The organism is Streptomyces sp. ITFR-6, assembly GCF_031844725.1.
Classification (GTDB): Bacteria; Actinomycetota; Actinomycetes; order Streptomycetales; family Streptomycetaceae; genus Streptomyces.
In genome coordinates, this window is sequence record NZ_CP134612.1 from 4284507 (window position 1) to 4309993 (window position 25487).

Below are 25487 nucleotides of genomic sequence, written 5' to 3' on the forward strand. Positions count from 1 at the left end.
CACCCGGAAACCGGCAGGCCCTGGCCCGCTTCGGCACTTCCAGCCTGTGGGACGCGGCGAAAGGAGACGGCGTCGGCCTGAGCCTCTACCGAGTCGTCCGCGAACCGCAGACTCTCCTCGCGATCTGGACCGGCCCCTGCCCCACCTGTCACCGCGACATTCCAGACCGCGCACCAACACGACTATGCCCTACTGGTGATCGCCGGGGTCAGTGGCCCCGAGAGTCCCCGGTGTCACCGACGGTGGCCGGGCGAGGAGCCGGCGGGGATCGGCCGCCCGGCTGATCGCCGTCTCCACCGCCGCGATCCGGTCCGCGAGCAGCCCGAGCGCGGCCACCGCACGGGTCACGGGGTCGCCGTCCGGGCCGCCGAGCGCCTGGCTGCGGACGTATCCGGCGGTGATCGCGGACCAGCGGGCGGCCCGCTCCGGATCGAGGGTGCCGCGCAGCGCCGCGAGCTTCAGCAGGGCGGCCTCCGCGCCGGTGGTGAGCGTCTGGGCCTCGCCCGCGTAGTGGTCGTCGATGACGTCGGACAGTTCGGCGTCGTTCATCACGGGCACGATCCGCTCCGCGATCCGGTTCATGTTGCGGTACGAGCCCTGGAGCCGGAACGGCGGCTCCGTGCGCGTCGCGTCCGTCTGCGCCGCAGAGGCGATATAGGCGGCGTTGACCGCGAGGACGGTGTCCCGGGCGGTGAGCAGATGGCGCAGCACGGCCACGACGCGTTCCACCTCCGCGGGCACGTACGGGTGCTGCAACCGGCTCGTGGCGGAGGCGGGTTCGGTGCCTGCGGCGAGCCGCAGCAGCAGCGCCAGGTCCTCGCGGGAGCGTCCGGCGAGCGGGGCCAGTACCGGGTTCGCGGTCAGTGCGTTCTCCACGAAACTCAGCGCGAAGACGTCCTCCCGGCCGCTCAGCACCTCGCCGAGGTTCCACACGTCGGCCCGGTTGGCGAGCATGTCGGGAATCCGGAACTGCTCCCCCGACTCGGTGTACGGGTTGCCCGCCATGCACACCGCGAACCGCTTGCCCCGCAGGTCGTAGCTGCGCGGCTCACCGTCCCGCACCCCCTCGATCCGGCGGGTGGCGTCGCAGAGCGGGATGAACTTCTGGAGCAGTTCCGGTGAGGTGTGCTGGATGTCGTCGAGGTAGAGCAGGGTGTTGTTGCCCGCCTCAAGCGCGAAGTTGATCTTCTCGATCTCCTGCCGCGCGGTCGCGCTCCGCGCCTGCGCGGGGTCCAGCGACGTCACGTCGTGGCCGAGGTTCGGGCCGCTGATCTTGACGAGGACCATGCCGAGCCGGTCCGCCACGTACTCCATCAGCGTCGTCTTGCCGTAGCCGGGCGGCGACACGAGCAGCAGCAGCCCCTGCGAATCCGTGCGCCGGTCGGCGTCCGCCGTGCCGAGCTGCTTGGCGAGGCTGTCCCCGATCAGCGGCAGGTACACCTCGTCGAGCAGCCGGTTGCGGACGAACGCCGACATCACGCGCGGCCGGTGGTCGTCCAGCCGCAGCCGGGCGCGCTCGGCAGAGGCGAGTGCGGTGCGCCTGCCCTGGTAGGCGCGGAAGCCGGGGACGGTGATGTCGCGGAACTCATCGGTACGGCAGAGGAGTTCGTCGATCCGGACCGGCAGCCTGCCCCGGTCGATGCGCGGGTGGACGCCGAGGAGGCCGTCCACGGTCGCGGTGAGCGGGGCCTCGCCCTCGTACCGGCGGACGGCGGGTTCCGGGCACAGCTCCACGGCGACGGCCTCCGCGAGATAGCCCGCGTCCAGCTCCGCGCCGCTCGCGCGGGAGTAGGAGGCGAGCCAGCCCTCGACGAGCTGGCGGCGGGCCGGCAGATCGTCCCCGAGCGCCGCGAGATCCTCGTCGTAGGCCGAAGTGCCGGTCGTGCGGCGGAACTTGTCCAGGAAGGTACGGACCGAGGCGCTGGTCACGAACCCCTCCGGGCCGCTCGTCAGCTCCTCGAAGAGGTACCCGGCGACGGCCCGCGCCCCCTCGCCCCCGATGGCCCCTGCCCACTCCTCCTGGAGCGCGGCGACGGCCGGGGCGAGCCCGAAGGTGTCGCGGGCGCGGGCCAGCGAACGGGCCCGCAGCGTCCAGGAGGTCCGCCGGCCCTCGTCCGTGCCGTGCGCCCAGAACAGCTGGGCGGCGGCCCGGACGGCGGGCGGGAAGCGCAGCAGCCCGGCCCCGGCGCGCAGCCGCAGCAGCACGGTCAGGATCGCGGTGGCGTCCTCGTCGTGGACACCGCGCTGATACCCCTCGTCGTACGCGTCTGCCGCCGACTCCCTGACAAGGGAGGTGAGTTCGGCCGGGTCCAGCCCGGCCAGCCGGTCCGCGTCGTGCTCGGCCAGCAGCCGGGCGGCCAGGTGCTCACCCCGGTAGACGGACGCGGACTCGGAGGGCAGCTGCTGGTCCCAGTACGGGCGGGTCGCGGCGAAGTCCGGGTCCGTGACCGGCATCCGGTAGTCCGTACCGGTGACGGCGAACGCGAGCCCGTCGCCCTGGGGGACCAGCGTCAGATCGAACGGCTGGGTGTTCACCGCGAACCGGTGCCGGCCCAGCCGGACGGTGGCCCCGCCGTCCGCGTACAGCTCGCTGCGGTCGCGCAGCGCCCGTCCTGCCTCCTGGCGGGCCGCGAGCAGCTGCCCGTCCAGCTCCTCCGCCCTCACCGCGTCACCGAGTTCGCGCAGCTCGGCGGCGGTGCGGCGGACCTTGGCGACCATCGGGTCGGAAGCGAAGTAGGTGTGGACGGCGTCCACGTCGGGCAGCGCCGCGCTGCGGCGGGAGACCGTGTCCAGCACCCGGGCGGCGGACTGGGCGAGGCGTTCGGTACGGCGGGCGAGGGCGTCCTGAAGGGTCTGCCTGCGGGCCGAGAACGCCTCGTACACCTCCGTCCGCCGCTCACCCAGCGCGGTCAGGAAGTCGTCGAACTCGGTGAACCGCGCCTCCAGGTTCTCCAGCTGGAGCAGCAGCCGCGCGAGCTGCTCGTCGCAGGCCTCCGGTGTGGTGGCGGCGGCCAGCGCGCCCGTCACCGCCTGCCCCAGCAGGGCGAACTCGGCGGCGAACTCGGCCCGGCCCTCGTGGTCCAGGAGCTCGCGGCGGCGGGCGTCCAGGACGGCACGGACCCGGTTCACCCCGCCGAGCACCTCCGCGATCCGCTCCAGGATCGAGGTGCGGACCACGCCGTCACCGATGTCCAGCCCGGCGACGACGTCCGTGACCGTGCTCAGCCCGTCCGTCATCGCCGTCAGCCGGTCCCCGAGCGCGGCTGCGTCCGTCACGGTGGCGAGCGCCGACGCCTCCTCGGTGAGGCGGGCGATGTCCTCGTGGTAGCCGGCGAACGCGTCGTCCCTGGCCAGGAACGCGACCGCCCGCCGCCCTGCGGAGGCGAGGTCGTCCGCGGTGGTGGCGGCGAGCTCCGCGATGATCTCGGTGTCCGCGTACCGCATCTCGCCCAGGGTGGCCAGGTGGCCGTGCGCGCCCCGGAGTTCGGTGAGCCGGGTCACCCAGTCGGCGGCGGACCGCGGTGCCTCGCCGCGTACCCGGCGCACCAGGGCGCTGATCCGCTCCGCGCCCGCGTCGAGCGCCTCTGCGGCCTGCCGGGTCAGTTCCTGGACGCCCTCGAACTCCGCGAGGACCTGCTGAGCGGTGTCGCGGAGGGCGGTCAACGGCTCGGCGAGGTCTTCGAGTTCGCTGTCCCCGAGCCAGTGGTAGCGGTCCGTGGCACGGCCGCAGTCCGCCACCAGCTGTGCGTAGACGGCGCCGGTCGGGGTGGTCTCACCGGCGCTGTGCGCGAGCGCGAGGCAGTCGGAGATGCCGCGCACCAGGTCCGCGTTGCCGATCCGGGCCAGCGGGCCGGTGCCGGCGGGGCGGGAGGCGGCGTAGGTGTCGGAGACGTACGGCGTCTGCCAGCGCTGGAGGAGGTGGACCCGCGCCGGTCCGGCGTCCGGGCCCTCCACCGGGTCCCGCAGGAGGACGAGCGTCCCGTCGTCGAGCAGGGCGTGGCCCCGGCCCTGGAGCGGGGTGGCGACCTCCTGACGGATCACGTTGTACGGGAGCAGCAGGCTGCGGCCGTCGTCCCCGTCCCCGGAGCGGAACGCGTACAGCACGTCCTCGCCGTTGGGGGAGCGGACGGCTCCCTCGAAGACCGGCTCTGTGAGCGGACGCGCGATGTCGAACGTCTTGGCGACGCCGGTGGTCAGGTAGAAGCCGCCGGGGAAGATGATCCCCTGGTCCTCGGGGAGCCGGTGGCAGGCCGGACCGATACCGTCCAGCCGCCGAACCGTGCCGAGGAGCGCGTTGAACACGAGGTGGCGGGCGGCCTCCTCCTTGTACGGACGGACCCGGAGCAGGACCAGCGGGCCCAGCTCGGCGTACTCGACCTCGGCGTCCGCGAGCGACTGGAGCGGCTCGGTGACCGGCTCCTGATGGATCCCGTCCGGGGTGTCCGTGTCGTTGTCGGTCTTGACGGTGAGGTAACCGCCGAGGGTGGAGACGAACAGCCGCGCGTCGCCGCCGTCGCCCGTCCCCCCGATCGCGATGTGCGGGTGCCGGCCCATGATGTGGGCCTCGCGCCCGGCGACGGTCCAGGTGAAGTCGTGCGACGGCGGGAACACGTGGTCCCGCTCGCCCCTGGCGTCCAGGAACGCGCCGGGCGAGCCGTCCGCGTTGAGCGCCCAGCGCAGGACCCGGATGTCCTTCGCGCTCTCGCCGGTCCGGAACACCGCGAGGAGCCGTCCTTCGGTACGGCGCAGCCGCAGCAGGCGGGCGTCCCGGTAGTAGCGGTGCAGCCCGTCGAACTCGCGTACGAACGCCTCGTCGGTGAGGAGCGGGTCCGTGCCGGGGGCCAGCTCGGCGTCGTACAGCGCGAGTACGTCGTCGACGGCGGGCTCGTCGCGCCGCCCCGGTCCGCGTTGGAAGCCGAACAACAGCTGACCGCCGACCGCGACGAGATCGCGGGGGGTGGCGGGCTGCTCGGTACGGATCTGCTCGTTGCCGCCGAGCAGCCGCAGGGCGGTGGAGCCGAACTCCTCGGTACGGCGGGAGTTGAGCGCCTCGGCCCTGCGGGTCAGCTCGGTGGCCTGTGCGGCGAGCCGCCTCCGCAGCACGTCGTAGGCCCCGGCCTCCACGGGGCCGACCGGGGGCGGCGGGGTTCCGGTGTCCATGCGGTGCGGCTCCTTACGGGGTGGGCGAATGTACGGCGCGGAGGGCGGAGATCAAGCCCGTCCGGCGATGGAGGACACCGACTCCGGCTACGAGACCGGCGTACCGTTGCGCGCGGCCGCGACCCCGTTCAGCGGCAGGTCCGCGAGGCCCAGCGCGCGGGCGTGCTCCAGCAGCTCGCGGACCTGGTCCGCGCCCACACCGCCCGCCCCCGGCGCGGACATCATCCGCATCAGCAGCGCCGACACCGTCAGGTTCTGCACGTCACCCGACGACACGGACCCCAGCACCTTCGTCAGATCGTCCGTGAAGGACGACGTGCCGTTCAGCCACGGCCCCGCGAGGGCCTTCGCCGTGTCCGAGTTCCCGACGAAGCCGTCGAGGCTCTTGCCCATGGAGATGGACGAGACCAGCCGGTCGAAGAAGACCGACTCCCCGCCGACGATGTCGATGTCCGCGTTCTCCAGCCCGGCCGACACGATCGTCGCCTGCGCCTCGGCGACCTGCCGCTGCACATCGAGGCCCGCGAGCCGGATCTCCTTCTCCGCCTCAAGACGCAGCCGGTACTCCTCGTGCCCGCGCGAAGCGTCGTCCAGCGCCGCCATCGCAGCCGCCTTGTCGGTGAGCCCCGCCGCCTCGGCCTTCAGCTTCTCGCCGATCATCGCCGCGTCGGCGCTCGCCTGGGCCTGCGTGCCCTCCGCCTCGGCCAGCGCCTTGAGCCGTGCGCCCTCCGCCTCTGCCCGGAGCCGGGCGGACGTCGCCTCGGCCTCGGCCAGGCCGGTCTTCTCGATGACCTCGGCCGCCGCGTCCCGCACCTGCACATCCGCGAGACCGGGTGCCGCCGACTCCGCCTGGACACCCTCGGCCAGCCGCAGCTTCGCGCGGGCGTCCAGATCCGCCGTCTTCAGCCGGGCCTCCGCGAGCGTGAGCTGCTCGGCCGCCCGGTGAGTGGCGGACGCCTCGGCGGCCTCGGCCGCCTTGATGTCCTTGACCAGCAGCTCCTGCGCCTCCGCCTCGGCGGCGATGATCACGGACTTGCGGGTGCGCTCGGACTCCTCGACGGACCGCAGCGTCTTGATGGACTCCTCCTGCTCGGCGACCGTGCGGTCCACCGCGATCCGCTCCCGGATCACGTCCGCGACCTCGCGGCGCTCGGCCTCGACCTCCTTCGTCGCGGCGATCCGGTTCAGCTCGGTCTGCCGCTCGCGCCCGATGACCTCGATCATCCGGTCCTTCTCGATGCGCTCGTTCTCCACCGTGATGACCCGCTCGCGGTTCTTCTGCGCGACCGCGATCTCCCGCGCCTGGTTCTCCCGCTGGATGCCGAGCTGCTCCTCGGTCTTGATGAACGCGCCCTGTGCGCCGAGGCGTTCCTCCTCCTGGACCCGGGCGGTCACCGCCTCCTCGCGGGCACGCAGCGTCTCGACCTCACGGCGCTGCTTGATCTCGGCCTCTGCCTGGCGGCGCTCCAGCTCCAGGATGGTCTCCCGGGCGTCCACGTCCTGGCGGGTGATCTCCTTCTGCTCGGTGCGCTGGTACTCGTTGGTGCGCACGTGCTCGATCGCGGTCAGCTCGGTGATCTTCCGAATGCCTTGCGCGTCAAGGATGTTGGCGCCGTCCAGCTGCGTCATCGGCGTCTGCTCAAGGAAGTCGATCGCGGCGTCGTCCAGGTGGTAGCCGTTCAGATCGGTGCCGATGACCCGGATGATCCGGTCCCGGAACTCCTCGCGCTTGGTGTACAGATCGACGAAGTCCAGCTGCTTGCCGACGGTCTTGAGCGCCTCGGAGAACTTCGCGGCGAAGAACTCCTGGATCGCGATCTTGTCGCTGGCCCGTTCCGTCCCGATGGCCTGGGCGACCTTGATGACGTCTTCGACGGTCTTGTTGACCCGTACGAAGAACGTGATGTGGATGTCGGCGCGGATGTTGTCCTGGCAGATCAGGCCTTCGCGCCCGGTGCGCCGGATCTCGATGGTCTTCACCGAGATGTCCATCGATTCGGCCTTGTGCAGCACCGGCAGGACGACGGCACCGGTGAAGGTCACGTCGACCTTCTTGGTCTTGGAGATGATCAGGGCCTTGCCCTGCTCGACCTTGCGGAAGAGCCGGGTGACGATCAGCAGCAGGGCGATCGCGATGAGCAGGACCACGGCGATGAGCAGGCCGAGGCCCAAGGAGATGGCTTCCATGACAGTCCTTGGCGGCTGGTGGTACGGAAAATGAGAGGCATGGGGAGGCGGGGCGCGCGGCTCAGCACCCCGTCGAGCGGGTAGCGGCAGCACACACAGCCGGCACGGAGACGCGGTACGGACATGCGGTACGGATCCGCGGCACGGAAGTACGGCGGAGACGGGCAGTGGCGACGTGCAGTGAATACGGGCCGCCGAGACGGGCCCTGCGGCGCGCGGTACGCGAACGCGGCGGGGACGGCTCAGCCGGTGGGGCCGGGAGCGGCGCGCCGGTGCGCGGGCAGCGGCTGCGGCGGCCCCGGGTCGAGCGCCTTGTCGTACGGCGAGACCCAGAAGAACTCACCCGCGTCGTCGTACGCGTACAGCAGCCCGGAACTCCCCGAGGTCAGCTCCGCGTCGGCCGGTCGCAACTGCCTGACCTGGACGATCGCGGTGGACCCGTCGGCCGAGGCGACCTCGGCCTGGCCGAAGTCCGGACCGACCGAACCGGTGCGGATCGTGCACACCCGGCCCAGGAAGTCCTGGCGCGATGGTGGAGGCTGGTCCGGGAAGAAGCGGCGGAAGTGGTGCACGAGCACCCGCACCACGGCCCAGGCGATCAGCAGTGCGCCGACGAGGATGCCGAGCGCGAGCGCGGCCCGAGGGGTGCCGGTGACCGTGCTGCGGTGCAGCAGCACCGAACCGGTCAGCGAGGCGAACCAGGCGACGGTCACCATGACGGACACCGAGACGGTGACCGGCACACCGCCGACCCCGGCCAGATCGGCGTCGAGGTCCGCGTCGAACGCGTGGTGGTCGGCGGCCCCGGCGAGCACGAGCAGCCAGAACGCGATGACGACGACGAGCGCCGCGGCGAAGAGAACGGCCGGGAAGGACAACGTCGCTGTCAGGAACTCGCTCATCGTTCCACCCCCTGCCGTCCCGCCGGCAGGACTTGCCGGCGTCTGCGCGCGGTCCGGCGATGACCGCGGTGCTGCGGTACCGCCGGAGCGGTACCGCAGCAGCCGGGTCGTCCCCCGTCCCCCGTAGCACCCCCGTGTTTCCCCCGTGGTCCCCCGGTTGGTGCTGACTGGATCGTGCCATCCGGTGACGGGCCGTCGCATTGCCGGAGTACGGCAATCTTTCTCCGTCCCCGATGCCGGGCACCGGCACCGGGCCGTATGCGTTGGGTAAATGTCAGCAACGAATCAGAACTGGAGGTCGGCTGTGCCTGAGCCGGAGATTCCCGACAGCTTTCTGGAGGGGTACGCCCAGATCCTGGGCGATGTGGCCGTCACCGGGCGGCGGCTCACCCGGGAGGAGCTGGAGATCCGCCGGTCCCTGGGCAGGCAGGCCGCGGAGGCGGGACACCAGCTGCGCGCCCTGGTCCGCATGCACCTGGCCGAGACCCGTACCGCCTGGCCGGGCGCCGCTCCCGGCGCCACGGCGGCCACCGTGGCGGCGGTCACGGAGTGCGTGCTGGCCGCGGCGGAACAGGCGGTCGACGCGTTCGCGGAGGGTTTCGAGCGGGCCCAGCGGCTCACCGTACGGCGGGAGGAGGCGGCCCGCCGGGAGTTCATCGACGACCTGCTGTACGGGCGCAGCGACCTGGGCCGGCTCGCGGAGCGGGCCACGCGCTTCGGGCTGCGGCTCTCGCGCGCCCACGCGGTGGCGGTGGCGGCGGGCCCGGAGGCGTACACCGAGACGGATGCCGTGCCCCGGCAGGTGGAATCGGCGCTGCTGGCCCGGTTCAGCGGCCGGAAGATCCTCATCACGACGAAGGACGGACGGCTGATATGCATCGCGCCCGGCAGCCAGCCCGACGTCCTGAGGTACTTCGCCAAGCAGGCGCACGCGGCGACGGACGGCGGCCGGGTCGCCGTCGGCCGCGCCCACCGGGGCCCCGGCGGAGTGGTCCAGTCGTATGACGAGGCGCTCGACGCCCTGGATCTGGCCGACCGGATGGACCTGGACGATCCGGTGCTGTACTCCGCCGATCTGCTGGTCTACCCGGTGCTGACCCGGGACAGACAGGCGATGTCCGATCTGGTGCGCAGCGAGCTGGGGCCGCTCCAGGAGGCGCGGGGCGGGGCGGAGCCACTGCTCAAGACGTTGTCCGTGTACTTCGAGTCGGGCTGCGTCGCCGCCGAGACGGCCCGCCGCCTCGCGCTGAGCGTGCGCGCCCTCACCTACCGGCTGGAGCGCATCCACCAGCTGACCGGCTCCGACCCGTCCGACCCCATGCACCGCTACACCCTCCAGACGGCGGTGATCGGGGCCCGGCTGCTGGACTGGCCCGCGAAGGAGGTGTGAGACCGCCATCCTGTCGACCGCCACCCCCTCGCCTCGCCGGCGACGCTCCCCGCATGCGGGCGGGCCGACCTCCGCCTAGCGTGATCAGTCGGGGGATCCGGCGGTGTGCGCAACGAGGGAGATCCGCACCATGGCCCGACACGCGCGTGAGCCACGGGAATCACGGGAGCCACGGGAACCTGCCGAGAACGGCGAGAAGGACAGGAACGGGGAGGTGCGCGGTCCGTCCCACCGGTGGTGGGTACTGGGAGTGATCGGGCTCGCCCAGCTGATGGTGGTGCTCGACGCGACGATCGTGAACATCGCGCTGCCCTCCGCCCAGCAGGACCTCGGCTTCAGCGACGGCAACCGCCAGTGGATCGTGACGGCGTACGCCCTCGCCTTCGGCTCGCTGCTGCTGCTCGGCGGCCGGATCGCGGACCTGGTAGGCCGCCGGGTGGTGTTCCTGATCGGACTGGTCGGCTTCGCGGTGGCCTCCGCGATCGGCGGCGCCGCCCCGAGCTTCGAGGTCCTGGTGCTGGCCCGCGCCCTCCAGGGCATGTTCGGCGCGCTGCTGGCCCCGGCCGCGCTCTCCCTGCTCACCACCACGTTCACCGTCCCGAAGGAGCGGGCGAAGGCCTTCGGGATCTACGGGGCCATCGCCGGCGCGGGCGGCGCGGTGGGGCTGCTGCTGGGCGGGGTGCTCACGGAGTACCTGGACTGGCGCTGGTGCCTGTACGTGAACCTGCTGTTCGCGTTCGTCGCTTTCGTCGGCGGCTGGCGGCTGCTGACCGCGGGCGCGCCGGTCGACCGCCCGAAGCTCGACATCCCGGGGACGGTGCTGGTCTCGGCCGGACTCTTCTGCATCGTATTCGGGTTCTCCCGGGCCGAGACGCATCCGTGGAGTTCGGCCGACGTCTGGGGATTCCTGGCGGCCGGCGCGGTGCTCTTGGCGGCGTTCGCCTGGTGGCAGACCCGGGCGGCGCATCCGCTGCTGCCGATGCGGGTGGTGCTGGACCGGGACCGCGCGGCGTCGTTCCTGGCGATGTTCATCTCCGGCGGCGGGATGTTCGGCGTCTTCCTGTTCCTCACGTACTACCTGCAGAAGAGCCTGTTCTACTCGCCGGTCTCCACCGGGCTGGCCTTCCTGCCGATGGTCGCCGTCACGATCGTGACGTCCGTGACGACGACCAACGCGCTGGTGCCCCGGTTCGGGGCCAAACCGATCGTGCCGCTCGGCATGGGCATCGCGGCCGCCGCCATGGCGTGGCTGACCACGCTGGACCTGAACAGCAGCTACCCGGCTCATGTGCTGCCACCGCTGCTCTGCCTGGGCCTCGGCCTCGGCATGGTCTTCGCCACGGCGATGAACCTGGCCACCGCCGGGGTCTCCGCCCGGGACGCCGGGGTGGCCTCCGCGATGGTCAACACCAGTCAGCAGGTGGGAGGCTCCATCGGTACGGCTCTGCTGAACACCCTCGCCACCAGTGCGGCCACCAACTACCTGGTCGGCCGCCGTCCGACCCCGGCCGCGATCGCCCAGTCCCAGTTGGAGAGCTACTCCACCGCTTACTGGTGGTCCGCCGGCTTCTTCGCCGTCGGACTCCTGGTCACGGTGATCCTCTACCGCCGGGGCGTTCCGCAGCCGCACCCGGTAGAGGAGTCCGATCCGGTCCGGGCCTGACCTCGGGCTCTCAGCGGTCGCTCCGGCGGGCCGGGGCGCCCTCGGTGAGGCGTACGAACGGAATGGACCCGCCGACGGACCGGTAGCCCTCCGCGCTGCCGTCGACCGTGAACCCCAGATACGAGCAGAGCCGCCGGGCGACCCGGGGATGCCGGGGCGCGTACCGCACCATCAGCTCGCCACCCTCCCCGGCCGGCAGCTCTACCTCCGTCACCGCGTGGAACCGGCGGCCGATCTGCGCGGTGTCCTGCGGCGTACGTCGCAGATTGCGGTACCGGTCGGCGCAGGGCCCGAATCCGGACGCCACGGTTCAGCTCCGCCGACCGTCGCGGACTCGACCACCTCGACGGCGGTCCGGCGCGGCTGTCCCGAGGTGCGGCCGGTGTGGACGAGGAGCAGCAGCCGCCCACGGAACAGTGGCCCGAGCCCGGCCCGGAACATATGGACCGGGAGCCGGGAGCCGGGAGCCGGGCGCCGTTACGCCGCCAGCCGGTCGGCGCTACGGGGCGACGGGGCACGGACGAGTCCGCGGATCGATGTGTCACTGTGCAAACGTTGCACAGTGACAAGATCTACGTCACCGTCGCGGGCGGCACTCCCGCGGTGGGAGTACGCGGTCCGGCGCGGTACAGAGGCATGGCCGCGCACGAACAGGCATCTGAGAAACGACCGACCGACCCGTCCGCCACTGGCAGGGACGACGTCGACGCGGTGACGCGGGCGGTGCTGACGGCGTCGCGACTGCTGGTGGCCGTCTCCGCCCGGTCGCTGGCGGCGGTCGAGGACCGGGTGACGCTGCCGCAGTTCCGGCTGCTCGTGGTCCTGGCCACTCACGGGGACGCCAAGCTGGTCTCGCTGGCGGAGCGCCTGGGCGTCAATCCGTCGACCGCGATGCGCATGCTGGACCGGCTGATCGTCGCCGGTCTGGCCGAGCGCCAGGTCAACCCGGCCAACCGCCGGGAGACGGCACTGCGGGTGACCCCGGGCGGGCTCCAGCTGGTCGAGGACGTCACGGCCGGCCGCCGCCGGGAGATCGCCTCGATCGTCGAACGCCTCGCGCCGGAGCAGCGGTCCGCGTTGATCGAGGCGCTGACGGCGTTCACCGCGGCGGGCGGCGAGCCGGCCGTTCCCGGGGGCGGCGCGGACGCGTATCCGCTGGGCTGGCTGCCCGACCTGCCCGCCGCCCAGGACGGCTGACGCCGCGCTCAGTCGGTCTGGGCCAGCTCCTCCTGCGGAGCGGGTACCCGCGCGGCAGGAACGGTTCCGCTGCTGCCACTGCTACTGCCACCGTTTCCGGACGACGCGGCGGGCGTATCCCCCTTGCCGTCGCGCCACTCCTGGATCTTCTCGACGATCGGCTGCGTCCAGCGTGCGGTGAGCGGGCCGACGACGACGAGGATCAGGACGTACGCGGTGGCGATGGGGCCGATGCGCGGTTCGGTCGCCACGGCCAGACCGGCGATGACGATGGAGAACTCGCCGCGTGCGACGAGCGTGCCGCCCGCCCGCCAGCGCCCGCGCGAACCGATGCCGGCCCGCCGTGCCGCGTACCAGCCGGTGGCGATCTTGGTGAAGACGGTGACGACGGCCAGCAACGCGGCCGGGAGGAGCACCGGCGGGATCTCCGCGGGGTTGGTGGAGAGCCCGAAGAACACGAAGAAGACGGCGGCGAAGAGATCCCGCAACGGGGTCAGCAGCTTGCGCGCCCCCTCCGCGACCTCGCCGGAGAGCGCGATGCCGACGAGGAACGCCCCGACGGCCGCGGACACCTGCAACTGCTGGGCGACCCCGGCGACCAGCACGGTCAGCCCGAGCACGACGAGCAGCAGCAGCTCGGGATTGTCGGAGGACACGGCCCGGCTGATCAGCCGCCCGTGCCGCAGCGCGAGGTAGAGCACGAAGCCGACGGCGCCGAGCGCGACGAGCAGCGCGATGCTGCCCCCGGCGAAGCCCACACCCGCGAGCATCGCGGTGAGCAGCGGCAGATAGACGGCCATCGACAGGTCCTCGATGACGAGCACCCCGAGGATGACGGGCGTCTCCCGGTTGCCGAGCCGCCCCAGGTCCGCGAGGACCTTGGCGATCACCCCGGACGACGAGATCCAGGTGACCCCGGCCAGAGCCACCGCCCCCACGGGCCCCCAGCCGAGCAGCAGCGCGGCGACGGCACCGGGGGTGGCGTTGAGCACGAAGTCCACGGCCCCGGACGGATACTGCGTCTTCAGACTGGTGACGAGCTCACTGGCGCTGTACTCCAGCCCCAGCAGGAGCAGCAGCAGAATGACGCCGATCTCGGCGCCGACAGCGGTGAACTCCTCACTCGCGCCGAGCGGCAGCAGCCCGCCGTCACCGAAGGCGAGCCCGGCCAGCAGATACAGGGGAATCGAGGAGAGGCCTATTCGGCCGGCGAATCGGCCGATGATGCCGAGCCCCAGAATCACGGAGCCGAACTCCACCAGCAGTGCGGTCGTGTCGTGCACGGTCAGCCCTCCGCAATAATCTCGGAGAGCGTGTCCACGCCCTCGCGCGTACCGACGACGACAAGCGTGTCCCCGATGGCCAGCCGGAAGTCCGGCCCCGGCGACGGATGCGCACTGTGCGTACGCAACACCGCCACGATCGACGCCCCGGTCCGGGTCCGAGCCCGGGTGTCCCCGAGCAACCGCCCGCCGTACGGCGACCGCGTCCCGAGCGGTATGTGCTCGGTGACCAGATCAATCCCCTCGGTCCGCACGGCGTCGATCGGCGCGGCATCGATGAGATGCGCGAGCCCGGTGGCCTCCTGTGGAGTCAGGGGTACGGAGAGCCGGCACGAATCAGGATCGTCCTGGTCGTAGAACCCGATGAACCGCCGCCCGTCGTGATGCACGACGACGGAAATGTGCTGGCCCGTCTCGGTGGTGTAGTCGTACTGCACTCCGACTCCGGGCAGCGTGGTGCGGTGGGTTCCCATGGCTTCCTCCCGAGGAGCGCGACGCTTACGAAACGCACTTGGTGATCTCTTTAGTCCCGCATTACCCTAACCGGACCATCGACGGGCCCTCCGGCCTTGTGTTCCGCCCGCAGGCGGACGCCCCTCTGGCTGCGCCTCACTCTCCGGCAGACGGTTCCCTCCGGGGCACCTTTCGCTCTTCGGTGCCACGGGCGGGCGGTGCGGCGGGGGAGCGCGGCTTGTGCGGTTCGGGCGGCGGGCAGTGCGGGTCCGGGTTAGTGCTGGTCGATTTGCCCATGTATGACGGACTTCACGAAGCTGCTTCGAAATGGCAGGATGCGGCCAGAGAACCCGAGGTCAGGCAGTCTGCTCCCCGCGCGTGCGGGGATGAACCCTAGGGTCCCGTCGTGCACATACGTGGAGACCACGGGGTGCGGTCACCGCGCGTATGTCCGGTGGCCAGATTCCAGGACAGCCCGTACTCGATCGGGCCACGGCATGGCAGGGCGTGCTCAGCCTCGCCGCAATGCCCGTCGCAGTGGTGACTCATAACCAGGTGCCAACCGCGGAGCCCTGCAGTCGGGGTCGTCGGTGGGGTGCGACCAGGCATCAGGTCGGGCTCCGCTCATGGAATCGGAGTGGTCGAGTCGGACCGCGTCACCGTTGATCAGCTGGTCGCAGCGTCCGCAGATCATTTCCGGGCCTGCTCTGCCTCGCGAACCACGCAGACGGCTACGTCCGAGCAGGCTCGCGGGAACCACGAGTAGGCAGCCCCATCGCTCGGCCGTGCGCGCTGCTCGCCCAGGTCGACGTCCGCTCCGACCGTGAGCGGGTACCGGCACCAGACGCACCGCCATCCGCGCTGTTGCTGCATGGTGAGCTTGTTGACGGGCGGGAGTTCTCGCGTGGTCACGTCAGCCGCCTCCCCTGTGGAGCCGAGCAAGTGGTGACCGACCACGCCCTGGTGCCGTCATCCAGGGTGATCTCGCCGACGGGAGCGAGCGTGCCGTTCACGGAGCCACAGAACCAGCAGGCGAAGCTCGGTTGCTCGCCGGTTCCGACCGCTTCGGTCAGTGTGAGTGACGCACTCATAGCCTGTCCCATCTGCCGCTTCCGTTGACGAGGCAGATCATGAGCCGTGGCGATGGGCACAAGTACCCCAGCCAGGGGTACCGGATGCACTCAGCCCGCGTGGCACCACTCGGCGAAGTTCGTCAGCGATTCCGCATCAGCGCGTCGCAGTCGGCGCAGTGTTGCCGCGTCCTCCCGAACCCACGGGTGTTCGCGGGTGTGCTGTGGGGCGATTCGGCGGGCGGCCTTGAGGGACTCGAAGCTGTCGTCCATGAGGCCGCCCCACAACTGGGCGCGGGCGAGCTCGATGTAGAAGCCGCTGCGCCGTTCGGCCGGCAGGTCGGCGGGCGGCTTCCACTCACGGGCCACATCGAAGGCGCGCTGAACGTGGTCGTTGCCGAGGCTGACCGCCACACCGACCTCGTGGATGCGGACACTGTCTGGGCCGAACGCGGTCCCCTGGTAGATGCCTTCGGGCACCTGGTCGGCCAGGGCCCTCGCTTCATCGAGGTGGTCGTCAGCCGCGTCGGTGTACCCAGCCCTGCCTGCGATCACAGCAGCGCGCATGTGCAGTGCGCCGCGGGCGGCGGCAGCCTCGTTGGTGTCTGGGGCTGGGCATGCGTCCACGGCCTGTTCCAGGGCTCGGAGTCCTGGCTCGTGGGCGCGGGCGGCGAAGAAGACTTCGGTACGGACATAGCTGACGGTGGCGGACAGCAGCGGGTCGTCAGCGCCACGGGCTGCCCAGCGCATCAATTCGATGAGCCGGGCGGAGAGGTCTCGCGCCCCGTATTTGTAGGCGACGGAATCCGCGCACCGGTAGGCCGTGACGAGCAGCGACGCCAACTCGGGACTGCCGGTCCCCGACGCGGTCCGAGCGGCTCGGGCGAGTTCGGCCAGAAGGGCGGGAGCCGCGCGGACGATCTGAAGGTACTGGGCGGACAGGCGCCACGCCGTGGCCTGGTCGACCGCGGCCCGCAGCTGAAGCATCGGTCGGACGGGGCCGCCGTCGGGGATGTCATAGGTGGCAATGGCTGCCGAGAGTTCGGGGAGGGCGTCGCGGATGCGGGTGGATACGCGCTCCCGGTCGGCGACGAGCCGGGACGGGTCCACGCCGAGAGCTCCCGCGACGGCATCGAGGGTGTCGTCGGTGACGCCGCGCTCCCCGCGCTCGATCTTGCGGATGGTGCCGAGGGCGACGTGGGCGCGGTCGGCGAGTTGCTGCTGGGTCATTCTCGGGCGGGCGACGCTGCGGTAGTACGCAATGCGCCGGCCTACCGAACCCGGCTGGGTCGATGGCATCCGGGCTCCGTTCGAGGCGTCCACTTCGAACCGTACCGGCTGCTATGTGCTGTTGGGGCGCGAACGGCTCCACCCCCGACACGTGCTCGGGGGTGGCTGGTTCGGTCAGGGGGAGACCACGTCCAGCAGATCGGTCAGTGAGTTGATGGACCAGTCCGCTGCGGCCCGCACCTCAGGGTCGTCGGCCCACCAGTACCCCCATGGGCCGCGACGGATGTGGGCTGTCAGCAGCCCGGCCGCGCGGGCGGGGAACACGTCGTTGGCAGGGTGGTCGCCGACGTACAGCGTTGACTGAGGGCCCGCTCCGGACACCGCCAGGACCCGGGCAAAGAACTCCGGGGCCGGCTTCGCGACACCCCACTCCGCGGACATGACCACCAGGTCGGCGGGCAGATCGAAGGCGCGTAGCAACTGGCCCGCCTTCGCCGTCTGGTTGCCGGCCACAATCACGCGGATGCCCCGCCCTTGCAGCGCCGCCAGGGTGGGGCGGACATCGGCGTAGAGGTCGCGCTCGTCAAGGGATTCGCCACGGCCTGCTGCCTCGCGGGCGGCGTATTCGGCGGCGATGTCGATGCCGGGGCGCAGAAGTCGCAAGGCGTCTGCGTTGTCCCTACCTTGGACGACCGCGGCTCCCACGAGGGCGCTGAGCGTGTGCGGAGGTACGTCGAGCCAGTCGGCCCAGGCGCTCCAGTACCGGTCGTCGCGGATCAGGGTTTCGCCGACATCGAGGACGATGGTCTCAATCACGTTTCGACCCTACGCGGGGGCGTCGTCAGACCACGGCCGTACTCTGAGGGCATGCCCGTCCCTCTACCCTCCAGGCCAGGCATCTCGCCGTGCGTTAGCAGGCCGTGTGAACATGGGAATCTGCGCGTTCCGGCAGCGGTCATCGGGGCGGTTGTCGGCCGAGGGGTGCCGGGGCCGGAGGGAAGCTGCTCGAATCTGGCCAGTCCGTCGGGTAAACCCGCAGGTCACAGAGACTGCTCCCCGCGCGTGCGGGGATGAACCCGCCCCGAACAAGGCGGGGGACTGGCACGACCGCTGCTCCCCGCGCACGTGGGGATGAACCCGGAGCGCCAACCTACTCACGTGAGTAGGTTGGCGCTCCCCGCGCACGCGCGCAGTGCCGTTCCGCGCCGTGCCCCGTACGGGCAGAGCCCCCGACCGCCCCCCAGACGTGCGCGTGCCCGGACGGTTGGGGGGAACCGGCCGGGCACGCGCGGGTGTTGCTATCGGGTGTCGGTAGTCGGTAGTCGGTGGTCGGTGGTCGGGGTCAGTCCGTGACCTCGATCTTGCCGTTCTGCGGGGTGGACGGTTCCGGCTGGGCCGGGACGTCGGGCTTCGGGGCGGCGCCCTTGAGGTTCTGCAGGAGGGCGGCGAGGTCGACGCCCGTGGTGGAGCTGAGGAGTTCCATGCCCTGGGCGACGTTGTCCGTGACGGTGCGCGAGAGCTGGCTCGCACCGTCCGTCGAGATCACGGTCAGCTTGTCGATGGCGCTCAACGGCTCGGACGCCTTGGCGACGACCTGCGGGAGGACCTCGACGAGCATCTGGAGCACGGCCGCGTCGCCGTACTGGGCGAAGGCGTCCGCCTTCTTCTGCATGGCCTCCGCCTCGGCCGAGCCCCGCGCGGCGATGGCGGCACCCTGGGCCTCGCCCTCGATGCGTACGGCGTCGGCGAGGGCCGAGCGGTGCAGCTTCTCGCCCTCACCGGTCAGGCGGGAGCGCTCCGCGTCCGCTTCGGCCTCCTTGACCTGGGCGATGCGGCGGGCCTCCGCCTCCTGCTCGGCCTGGTAGCGGGCGGCGTCGGCGGGCTTGCGGACCTTGGTGTCGAGCTCGCGGTCGGTCAGGGCGGCCTGGCGCTCGGCGACCTTCTCCTGCTCCTGGAGGATCTCCTGGCGGCGGGCGGCCTCTGCGAGGGGACCGGCGGCGTTGGCCTTCGCGGCGGCGGCCTCCGTCTCGACCTTGATCTCGGCCTGCTTGAGGTAGTACGTCCGCTCGGCGATGGCGATTTCCTCGGCGGCCTTCAGCCGGGCCTGTTCGGAGGCGCGGCGGGCGATCGCCTCCGCGATGTCCGCCTCCTGCTTGGCGCGGGCGGCCTCGGGGCGGCCGAGGTCCTCCAGGTAGGAGCCCTCCGTGGTGATGTCCTGGATCTGGAAGGCGTCCAGGATCAGGCCCTGGCCGGAGAGGCTGGCCTCGGCCTCCTCCGCCACCTGGCCGGCGAACGCGGCCCGGTCGCGGATGATGTCCTCGACCGACATCCGGCCGACGATGGCGCGCAGCGCGCCGGAGAGCACTTCCTGGGTGAAGCCGACGATGCCGTTCTGCTGCTGCAGGAAGCGCTGGGCGGCGGCCCGGATGGCGTCCTCGCTGCCGCCGACCTTGACGATCGCGACGCCCTCCAGGTTGGACTTCACCCCGCGCAGCGTGACGGCCCCGCGCACGGCTACCGGGATGTGCCGGCTGGAGAGGTCCAGGGTGAACTTCTGCTGGACGAACGGGACGACGAAGACGCCGCCGCCGACGACGACCTTCTGGCCGCTGTTGTCGATGCTGGCCCGGCCCGTCACCGGGTCGACGGACTTCTTGCCGCGCCGGCCGGTGATGATGAACGCCTCACTGGGCCCGGCGACCTTGTAACGGGTGATGACCACGAGGGCCAGCAGGACGAGGAGTACGACGACTCCGACGATGGCGATCAGTACTGGACTCATAAGGGTGTCCCCCTCTGCCTCCCGACGGGGACGGCAGTTCTGTTGCGAGCGGTGATGGGCCGGCCGGCTTGCCGGCTCAGCGTTCGACGGGGCGGACCGAGACCGAGGTGGTCGAGAGCGTGGCCTCGACCCAGATCTCGGTGCCGCGTTCGACCGGCACCGGGCTCTTCGCCGACAGCTTCACGACGTGCCCTCCCAGCCGCAGCAGCACCTCGCCGTAGCCGTTGGCCGGAATGGCCGTGACCACGGACCCGGCCGAGCCGACGAGATCCTCCTCGCGCGGTGTGGCGTTGGTCTGGTCCCGCATCAGGGCCTGGCTGAACTTATAGGTGAGCCAGGCGGCGACCAGACCGGCCACCACACCGGCCCCCACGGCGGCGAACGTGCCGACGCCGGTCGTGCCGAGCACGATGGCGCCGCCGAAACCGAGCATCGAGACGAAGCCGGCGATCACCGGGAGGGAGAGCAGCCCGTCGAAGAGGCCGTCCAGCACACCCCCGAAGAGACCTTCGAGTATTCCGTCGAAGATCAGGGACAGCGCCAGCAGCACGACTCCCGCAATGCCGAGACCGAGGAACAAGGTCACGTGATCACCCCTCCCAGTCTGCGGAATCCGCGGAATCCCCCGAACATTTCCGTCGAACTGGCTGGATGGTCCCATACCTGCCGTACCGGTGACACTGCCGGGTTCCGGCAGTCTTCTACGGGGTCTGGATGCCGGAGAGGTGGCCCGCCAGGGTGTCCAGTGACTGGAACGTGGCACCGAGGAGCGCTACGTGCTTCCAGCGCAGCACCCCCTCCGCGTCGATCAGGAACACCGCCCGGCGTACGCCGATGCCGGGTGCCGCCACCCCGAAGGTCCGGGCGAGCTCGCGGCCGGTGTCCGCCAGCAGCGGCATCCGCAGGCCCTGGGCGCGGGCGAAGGACTCGTGGCTGTCCACATCCTGTGGACTGATCCCCCAGACCTGCGCGTCGAGCCCCTCGAAGGTCTCCATGCCGGAGGAGTACGAGCACAGCTGCTTGGTGCACACCGCCGTGTTGTCGCCGGGGTAGAAGGCGAGGACCACGGCCCGGCCCCGGGCGGCGGAGAGCGTGTAGTCGCGGCGTTCGAACGTATCCCCGTCGAGTGAGCCTCCCGGGAGGGTGAAGTCCGGGACGGTACTGCCGAGTTGTGGTGACGAGCCCATGGTGTGTGTCCTTTGTTGCTTGTCGTTGTTTCGCGTTGCCGGTTTGCGCTGCTGTTCCGCGCCGCTCGTTTTCCGTTGTGACGGTGCCGTCCGTGCTCGTACAGCATGCTCGTTACGGCTCCACCCATCCGCACCGGAGGTACGCATGACACGACGACAACCGGCGGCGGCGGTACTCCTGCTGCACGGCGGACGGGAGGACGGGCTCGGGGCGCCGCCGCCCGGACCGTTCAACCTGCCCGCGCTGCGGATGCGCCCCTTCGCGTACGCGCTGCGGCGGGCGCTGCCGGGGGACGTCCTGGTGCGCGCCGTCCGGTACGGGCACCGGGGCTGGAACGGGGCGCGGGCCGATCCGCTGCACGATGCCGTGCGCGCCCTGGACGAGCTGCGGCGGGCGGCGGGGGACATCCCGGTGGAGCTGGACCGGGTGCTCCCCGGCGCGGCGGGCGGGCCCGCGCGCTCGGGTACCGCGCGCTGATCAGCCGTCTGCGGATGCGGGGCCGGTGCGGGCGGCCGACGATGAGGGGCCGGGCAGTCGGGCGGCCCGCGCCCTGTCCCAGGAGGTTGCCTTGCAGGCCGATGAGTACGCCGGCAGTCCGCCGCCGCTCGACACCACGGCGCTCGCGGCCCTGATCGGTGGAACCACGGCCGGGGTGGGGGTCCTCGACACCAGGCTGCGCTACCTCTACGTGAACCCGGCCCTCGAACGGATCAACGGCATCCCGGCCGCGGAGCACCTGGGCCGTACGGTCGCCGAGGTGCTCCCCGAGGTCGACGCCCGGGAGGACCTGATGCTGGCGGTGCTCTCCGACGGGCTGTCCCGCGAGATCACCTCCAGCGGCCGGCCCCCCGCCGGTCCTGGCGGCGTCCGGCGCTACTGGCACGGCGCGTACCACCGGCTGGAGGTGGCCGGCCGGGTGGTGGGTGTCGCGGGCATCCTGATGGAGGTCATGGCTTCCGACGAGGAGCGGCGCCAGCTGGCCCAGGCTCGGCGCCATCTGCGTCTGCTGGACACCGCGAACACCCGCATCGGCACCACGCTCGACATGGACACCACCTGCGCCGAGCTGGTCGAGCTGGTCGTACCGGGGCTCGCGGACCTCGCCACGGTCGAGGTGTTCCCGAGGGACGTCGCCCCGCTGGTGCGCCCCGCACCGCCCGGAGTGACCCGGCTGCGGCGGGCGGCGATGACGGCGGTGCCGGAGCTGCGCGACCGGGTCGCGCGGTTCGGGGTGGCCGGGGACTACATCGACTACCAGGAGGACGCGGCGGTGACGCGCTGCCTGGCCACCAACCAGCCGGTCGTCGAGAACTTCACCGGCGACGAGCAGCTGGGCCGCTCCGCGCCCTCCCCCGACCGGGTCGCCGCCTACCGGACCCTCGGGATGCACTCGGCGGTCATCGTGCCGGTCTCCGTGCGCGGCGGGCCCATCGGCGTCCTCGGCCTGGTCAGGGCGGGGGACTCGCCGCCCTTCACGGAGCAGGACGTGGTGGTGGCCCGGGAGCTCGCCGGACGGGCCGCCGTCGATCTGGACCACGCGCGCCGGTTCACCCACGAGCACACCATCGCCCTGGAGCTCCAGCGCTCCCTGCTCTCCGAACCGCGTCAGCCGCACCCGCACATCGAGGTCGCCACCCGCTATCTGCCGGCCGACCGGAGCGTGCTGGTCGGCGGCGACTGGTTCGACATCATCCCGATGCGCGACGGCCGCCACCTCAAGGCGATGGGCGATGTGATGGGCCACGGCGTGGAGGCGGCCGTCGCGATGAGCCACTACCGCTCGCTGCTGCGGCTGCTCGCGGACGAGGAGCTGCCGCCGCACCGCATCCTGCGGCAGCTCGACCGGATGGTGGAGCGGTCGGGGCTCGACCGGGCGGCGACCTGTCTCCTCGCGGTCGTCGACCGGTCCGGCGGGAGGTGCCTGGTGTCGAGCGCCGGCCATCTGCCGCCGGTCTTCATCGACCCCGGCCCGGCGGGCACCCGGCTGGGCGACGTACCGGCGGGGCCGCCGCTCGGCACCGGGTTCGGCGGCTACCGGACGACGGAGGTGCGGTGCGCGCCGGGAACGGTGCTGTTCATGTACACCGACGGTCTGGTGGAGCGGCGCGGTGAGGACATCGACGTGTCCGTCGGGCGGCTCAAGGACCTGAGGCTGCCGGCGAGCGGCAATCTGGAGGAGCTGCTCGACGAGGTGCTCGACCGCTTCGGTCCGGGCGCGGAGGACGACATCGCGGTGATGGCGTCGCGGGCCCGCTTCGCCCCCGGCGCCGGGGACGAAGCGGGGTGAGCCCAGCGAGGAGTACGAGTCCCTCCGGGGCCGGGTCCAGCAGTTCCTGCACGGCACGGGCGGGGGCAGCGGAGCTGACGCACGGACGGGCGGGGCAGCCGATACGGCGAACGCCCTCGCTCGCCCGCTCGCCCGCTCGCACTGGCGCGGGTGGCGGAGTTGCCGCAGCGGGTCAGCCCAGTTCGAGACTGGTGATGCCGAAGAGGCCGGAGTGGTCGACCTCGGGCGCCGGGCCGGTGTACATGCGGGCCGTCTCGAACGACGGGGTGAACCCGAGCTGTTCCGCGAGCCGTACCGCCGCCGGGTTGACGTCGGGCACGTCCACGGCGACCGGGGCGGACGGATCGGTCGCCGCCAGCGCGCTCACCAGGGCGGCGGCCGTATCCGGCGTGGCCGCGTACACCGGGCCGATGCGGGAGGACGTACGGCAGGCACGCATCACCGCGAGCCCCCGCACCTCTCCCTCGCGCAGCGCGACCAGCGCGGTGCGGCCGGGGGCGGTCGTCCAGGCCGCCAGGAAGCCGTCGCGCTCCGCCGGGAAGAACCGGCGGTCGTACGTGGTGACCTGGCCGAAGGGCAGGGTGCGGGCATCGGCCAGGGTGACACCGGCCGGCGGTGCGATGTCCACGGGCGCCAGCCCCTCGTACCGCATGTTCGTCCAGACGGAGCGGAAGCCGGACTTGCGGTAGTTGGCCTGCTGCTCCACCACGCCGTCGAGGCCGGTGTTCCGCCCGTCCAGCCGGGCCGTCCCGGTGGCCCAGAGCCGGCTGCCGTAGCCCTGGCCGCGCAGCTCCGGGCGGGTGAGGTAGAAGCCCAGGAATCCGTGGTCGCTGCCGTAGCGGATCACGGAGACACAGGAGACGGGCGCACCGTCGAGCCTGCCGATCAGGAAGCCGCAGGGGTCGGCGGCGAAGAAGGCCTGACCGTCGGTCAGTCCCGGGTTCCATCCCTCGGCATGGGCCCAGTCCGCCATCATCCTGATGTCGTCCGCGCTTGCTGTGGTGATCTCGAATGTCGGCACGGGACAAGCCATACCCGGGTGCCGGTGGTTCAACGACAGACCGCCCCCTTCACCACCCGCCGTTCCCCCTGTTCACCACCGCAGCTCCCCTGTTCCCGTTCACCACCCCGTCCAGAGCAGGTGGTTGACGAGCAGCGCGACGGCCGCCTGGGCGGCCAGCCAGCCGCGCCGGCCGCGGTCGGGCAGCAGCGCGGCGGCGGGCAGCAGCCAGAGCATGAAGGGCTGCCAGATCCGTTCGGTCTCCGCCTTGCTCATCCCGGACAGATCGGCGGCCAGCAGCATGAGGAACGCCGTGAGCACGACCAGGACCAGCCGCTGCGGCGCGGCCGTGGTCCCCGTCCGCAGCGTGTTCAGGGCCCCGGGCGTGGCCGTCGCGCTCCGGCGCAGGCCCGCGACCGTCGCGGGCCCGATGGCGATCGCGGTGCAGGCGAGGTTGGCCCAGACCCAGTACCAGTACGGGCGGAACCCGCCCGCCGCCTGGTAGTAGCGCTCGACCAGCAGGTGGTACCCCTCCCACCAGTTGAAGCCCGCCAGGGTGAAGGCGGCCGGTACGACCAGCGCCCCCAGGACGAAGAGCGGCACCGGCCGGGCGGTCCGGGTGAGCAGGAGCACGGTGAGCAGCGCCAGCACGATGAGCGCCAGACCGTAACTGAGGTAGCAGGTCAGTCCGTACAACAGCCCCGCACCGAGCGCCGCGGCCGAGGGGCTGCGGACCTTCCCGGTCGCGGCCAGGGCCAGCAGGGCGACGGACCAGGCCGCGACGGCGGCGAAGTAGCCGTCGGCGGAGGTGCCCGCCCAGACCGCGACCGGTGCCAGGACGAGGAAGGGCGCGGCGCGGCGGGCGGTGCGCTCGTCGGCCAGGACCCGGACGGCGACCAGCGCGGCCACGGCGGCGGTGGTGCCGGTGACGATGCACCAGACCCCGGCCCAGGCGCCGCCGCCGAGCCCCACCCGGTCCAGCAGCACGAAGGTGAGGGTGGCGCCCGGCGGGTGTCCGGCGACATGGGCGGGCCAGTTGCCGGGCGGGCCGATCAGGATGTGGTCGTTGAAGCCGCGCAGGGCGGCGCCGATGTCGTCGAAACGGCCGATGACCCTGAGGTACTCGTGCTTGGTGGTGAGGCGTTCCGCGATACCGCGTCCCCAGCCGTCGATCAGCGCCAGCGAGAACACCCAGGCGAGCGAGGCGCCCCAGCAGATCGGCAGCAGGGTCCGCCAGCGCAGCCGTGCGGCGAGGCCGGGACCGTACGCCACGACGGCCACGGCGACGGCGGGCGCGGCCGCGGTGCCGGGGCCGGTGTGCGGGTACCAGGACGCGAGCAGCGGTGGACAGTGGACGTACAGGACGCGGGCGTAGTCCTCGACGTTCCGGCCGACGAGCACGGCGGCGGCGACCAGCAGCACGGCTCCGCCCGCGGCGGCCAGGTCGGCGCGGCCGCCGCTGCGGCGGCCGCTCTCCGGTTCGGTGCGCTGTTCCTCGCGTTCCTCGGTCTTCACCCAGGCACGGTACGCACGCCGGGGCGGCGTGGGCGGCTGCCGGCGGGGCGCGTCACCGAACCGTCAGATTCCCGCATCCGGCCGCACCCGGCCGCACCCCGTCGCGGGCGGCGGCCGGACGACGTCAGCGTTTCGTCAGGAGTCGTACGGGCCGTGCCCCGGCACCTCGGGCATAGCGTC

19 protein-coding genes are annotated in these 25487 nt (G+C 71.9%); 5 read left to right on the forward strand and 14 right to left on the reverse strand.

Features of this window, described 5'->3' with window-relative positions:
• Positions 1-189: 189 nt before the first annotated feature.
• From RLT59_RS19455 to RLT59_RS19465, 3 genes are all read right to left on the reverse strand, one after another.
• Positions 190-5160, reverse strand: coding sequence for a DNA repair ATPase (locus tag RLT59_RS19455; RefSeq protein ID WP_311304569.1), 4971 nt, complete (start codon positions 5158-5160; stop codon positions 190-192).
• Between the two features lie 87 nt (positions 5161-5247).
• Positions 5248-7347, reverse strand: a complete 2100-nt coding sequence (locus RLT59_RS19460) for a flotillin family protein (RefSeq protein ID WP_311304570.1) — start codon at positions 7345-7347, stop codon at positions 5248-5250.
• 242 nt (positions 7348-7589) lie between these two features.
• Complete coding sequence (locus RLT59_RS19465) at positions 7590-8249, reverse strand: hypothetical protein (RefSeq protein ID WP_311304571.1); 660 nt, start codon at positions 8247-8249, stop codon at positions 7590-7592.
• Positions 8250-8553: 304 nt separating this feature from the next.
• Here RLT59_RS19465 and RLT59_RS19470 point away from each other — a divergent pair, with 304 nt between their 5' ends.
• Both RLT59_RS19470 and RLT59_RS19475 read left to right on the forward strand, forming a co-directional pair.
• Positions 8554-9639 (forward strand): PucR family transcriptional regulator, encoded by a 1086-nt coding sequence (locus RLT59_RS19470; RefSeq protein WP_311304572.1) that lies wholly within the window; start codon positions 8554-8556, stop codon positions 9637-9639.
• 130 nt (positions 9640-9769) lie between these two features.
• A complete protein-coding gene (locus tag RLT59_RS19475; RefSeq protein ID WP_311304573.1) occupies positions 9770-11302 on the forward strand; it encodes an MFS transporter in 1533 nt (510 codons plus the stop codon).
• 10 nt (positions 11303-11312) lie between these two features.
• On the opposite strand, the gene RLT59_RS19480 is transcribed toward RLT59_RS19475, so the two are convergent.
• Positions 11313-11609, reverse strand: coding sequence for a hypothetical protein (locus RLT59_RS19480; RefSeq protein ID WP_311304574.1), 297 nt, complete (start codon positions 11607-11609; stop codon positions 11313-11315).
• Between the two features lie 329 nt (positions 11610-11938).
• Here RLT59_RS19480 and RLT59_RS19485 point away from each other — a divergent pair, with 329 nt between their 5' ends.
• Complete coding sequence (locus RLT59_RS19485; RefSeq protein WP_311307784.1) at positions 11939-12499, forward strand: MarR family winged helix-turn-helix transcriptional regulator; 561 nt, start codon at positions 11939-11941, stop codon at positions 12497-12499.
• Between the two features lie 8 nt (positions 12500-12507).
• On the opposite strand, the gene RLT59_RS19490 is transcribed toward RLT59_RS19485, so the two are convergent.
• The 8 genes from RLT59_RS19490 to RLT59_RS19525 form a co-directional block, all read right to left on the reverse strand.
• Positions 12508-13782: a cation:proton antiporter gene (locus RLT59_RS19490; RefSeq protein WP_311304575.1), complete on the reverse strand. Its 1275-nt coding sequence runs from the start codon at positions 13780-13782 to the stop codon at positions 12508-12510.
• A gap of 2 nt (positions 13783-13784) precedes the next feature.
• Entirely contained in the window at positions 13785-14255 is a 471-nt protein-coding gene (locus tag RLT59_RS19495) for a cation:proton antiporter regulatory subunit (protein ID WP_024492051.1), read from the reverse strand.
• A 670-nt stretch (positions 14256-14925) separates the two neighbouring features.
• The gene (locus RLT59_RS19500) at positions 14926-15147 is read right to left on the reverse strand and encodes a hypothetical protein (protein ID WP_311304576.1); all 222 of its coding nucleotides are present in this window, start codon (positions 15145-15147) and stop codon (positions 14926-14928) included.
• A gap of 269 nt (positions 15148-15416) precedes the next feature.
• Complete coding sequence (locus tag RLT59_RS19505; protein WP_311304577.1) at positions 15417-16604, reverse strand: helix-turn-helix domain-containing protein; 1188 nt, start codon at positions 16602-16604, stop codon at positions 15417-15419.
• 105 nt (positions 16605-16709) lie between these two features.
• Positions 16710-17351 carry an HAD family hydrolase gene (locus RLT59_RS19510; RefSeq protein ID WP_311304578.1) on the reverse strand — a complete coding sequence of 214 codons (642 nt, stop codon included), beginning with the start codon at positions 17349-17351 and terminating at the stop codon, positions 16710-16712.
• A gap of 526 nt (positions 17352-17877) precedes the next feature.
• Positions 17878-19317, reverse strand: coding sequence for a flotillin family protein (locus RLT59_RS19515; RefSeq protein WP_311304579.1), 1440 nt, complete (start codon positions 19315-19317; stop codon positions 17878-17880).
• 76 nt (positions 19318-19393) lie between these two features.
• Positions 19394-19903, reverse strand: a complete 510-nt coding sequence (locus RLT59_RS19520) for an NfeD C-terminal domain-containing protein (protein WP_311304580.1) — start codon at positions 19901-19903, stop codon at positions 19394-19396.
• 115 nt (positions 19904-20018) lie between these two features.
• On the reverse strand, positions 20019-20504 hold the full coding sequence (locus tag RLT59_RS19525) for a peroxiredoxin (protein WP_311304581.1): 486 nt from the start codon (positions 20502-20504) through the stop codon (positions 20019-20021).
• A gap of 145 nt (positions 20505-20649) precedes the next feature.
• Between RLT59_RS19525 and RLT59_RS19530 the strand changes: the two genes are divergently transcribed.
• Both RLT59_RS19530 and RLT59_RS19535 read left to right on the forward strand, forming a co-directional pair.
• Complete coding sequence (locus RLT59_RS19530; RefSeq protein ID WP_399125721.1) at positions 20650-20982, forward strand: hypothetical protein; 333 nt, start codon at positions 20650-20652, stop codon at positions 20980-20982.
• Between the two features lie 91 nt (positions 20983-21073).
• Positions 21074-22792: a SpoIIE family protein phosphatase gene (locus RLT59_RS19535; protein ID WP_311304582.1), complete on the forward strand. Its 1719-nt coding sequence runs from the start codon at positions 21074-21076 to the stop codon at positions 22790-22792.
• Between the two features lie 172 nt (positions 22793-22964).
• Here the strand turns inward: RLT59_RS19535 and RLT59_RS19540 are convergent, their stop codons facing one another.
• Positions 22965-23813 (reverse strand): GNAT family N-acetyltransferase, encoded by an 849-nt coding sequence (locus RLT59_RS19540; RefSeq protein ID WP_311304583.1) that lies wholly within the window; start codon positions 23811-23813, stop codon positions 22965-22967.
• A 99-nt stretch (positions 23814-23912) separates the two neighbouring features.
• Positions 23913-25307, reverse strand: coding sequence for a hypothetical protein (locus RLT59_RS19545; RefSeq protein ID WP_311304584.1), 1395 nt, complete (start codon positions 25305-25307; stop codon positions 23913-23915).
• Positions 25308-25487 lie beyond the last annotated feature (180 nt).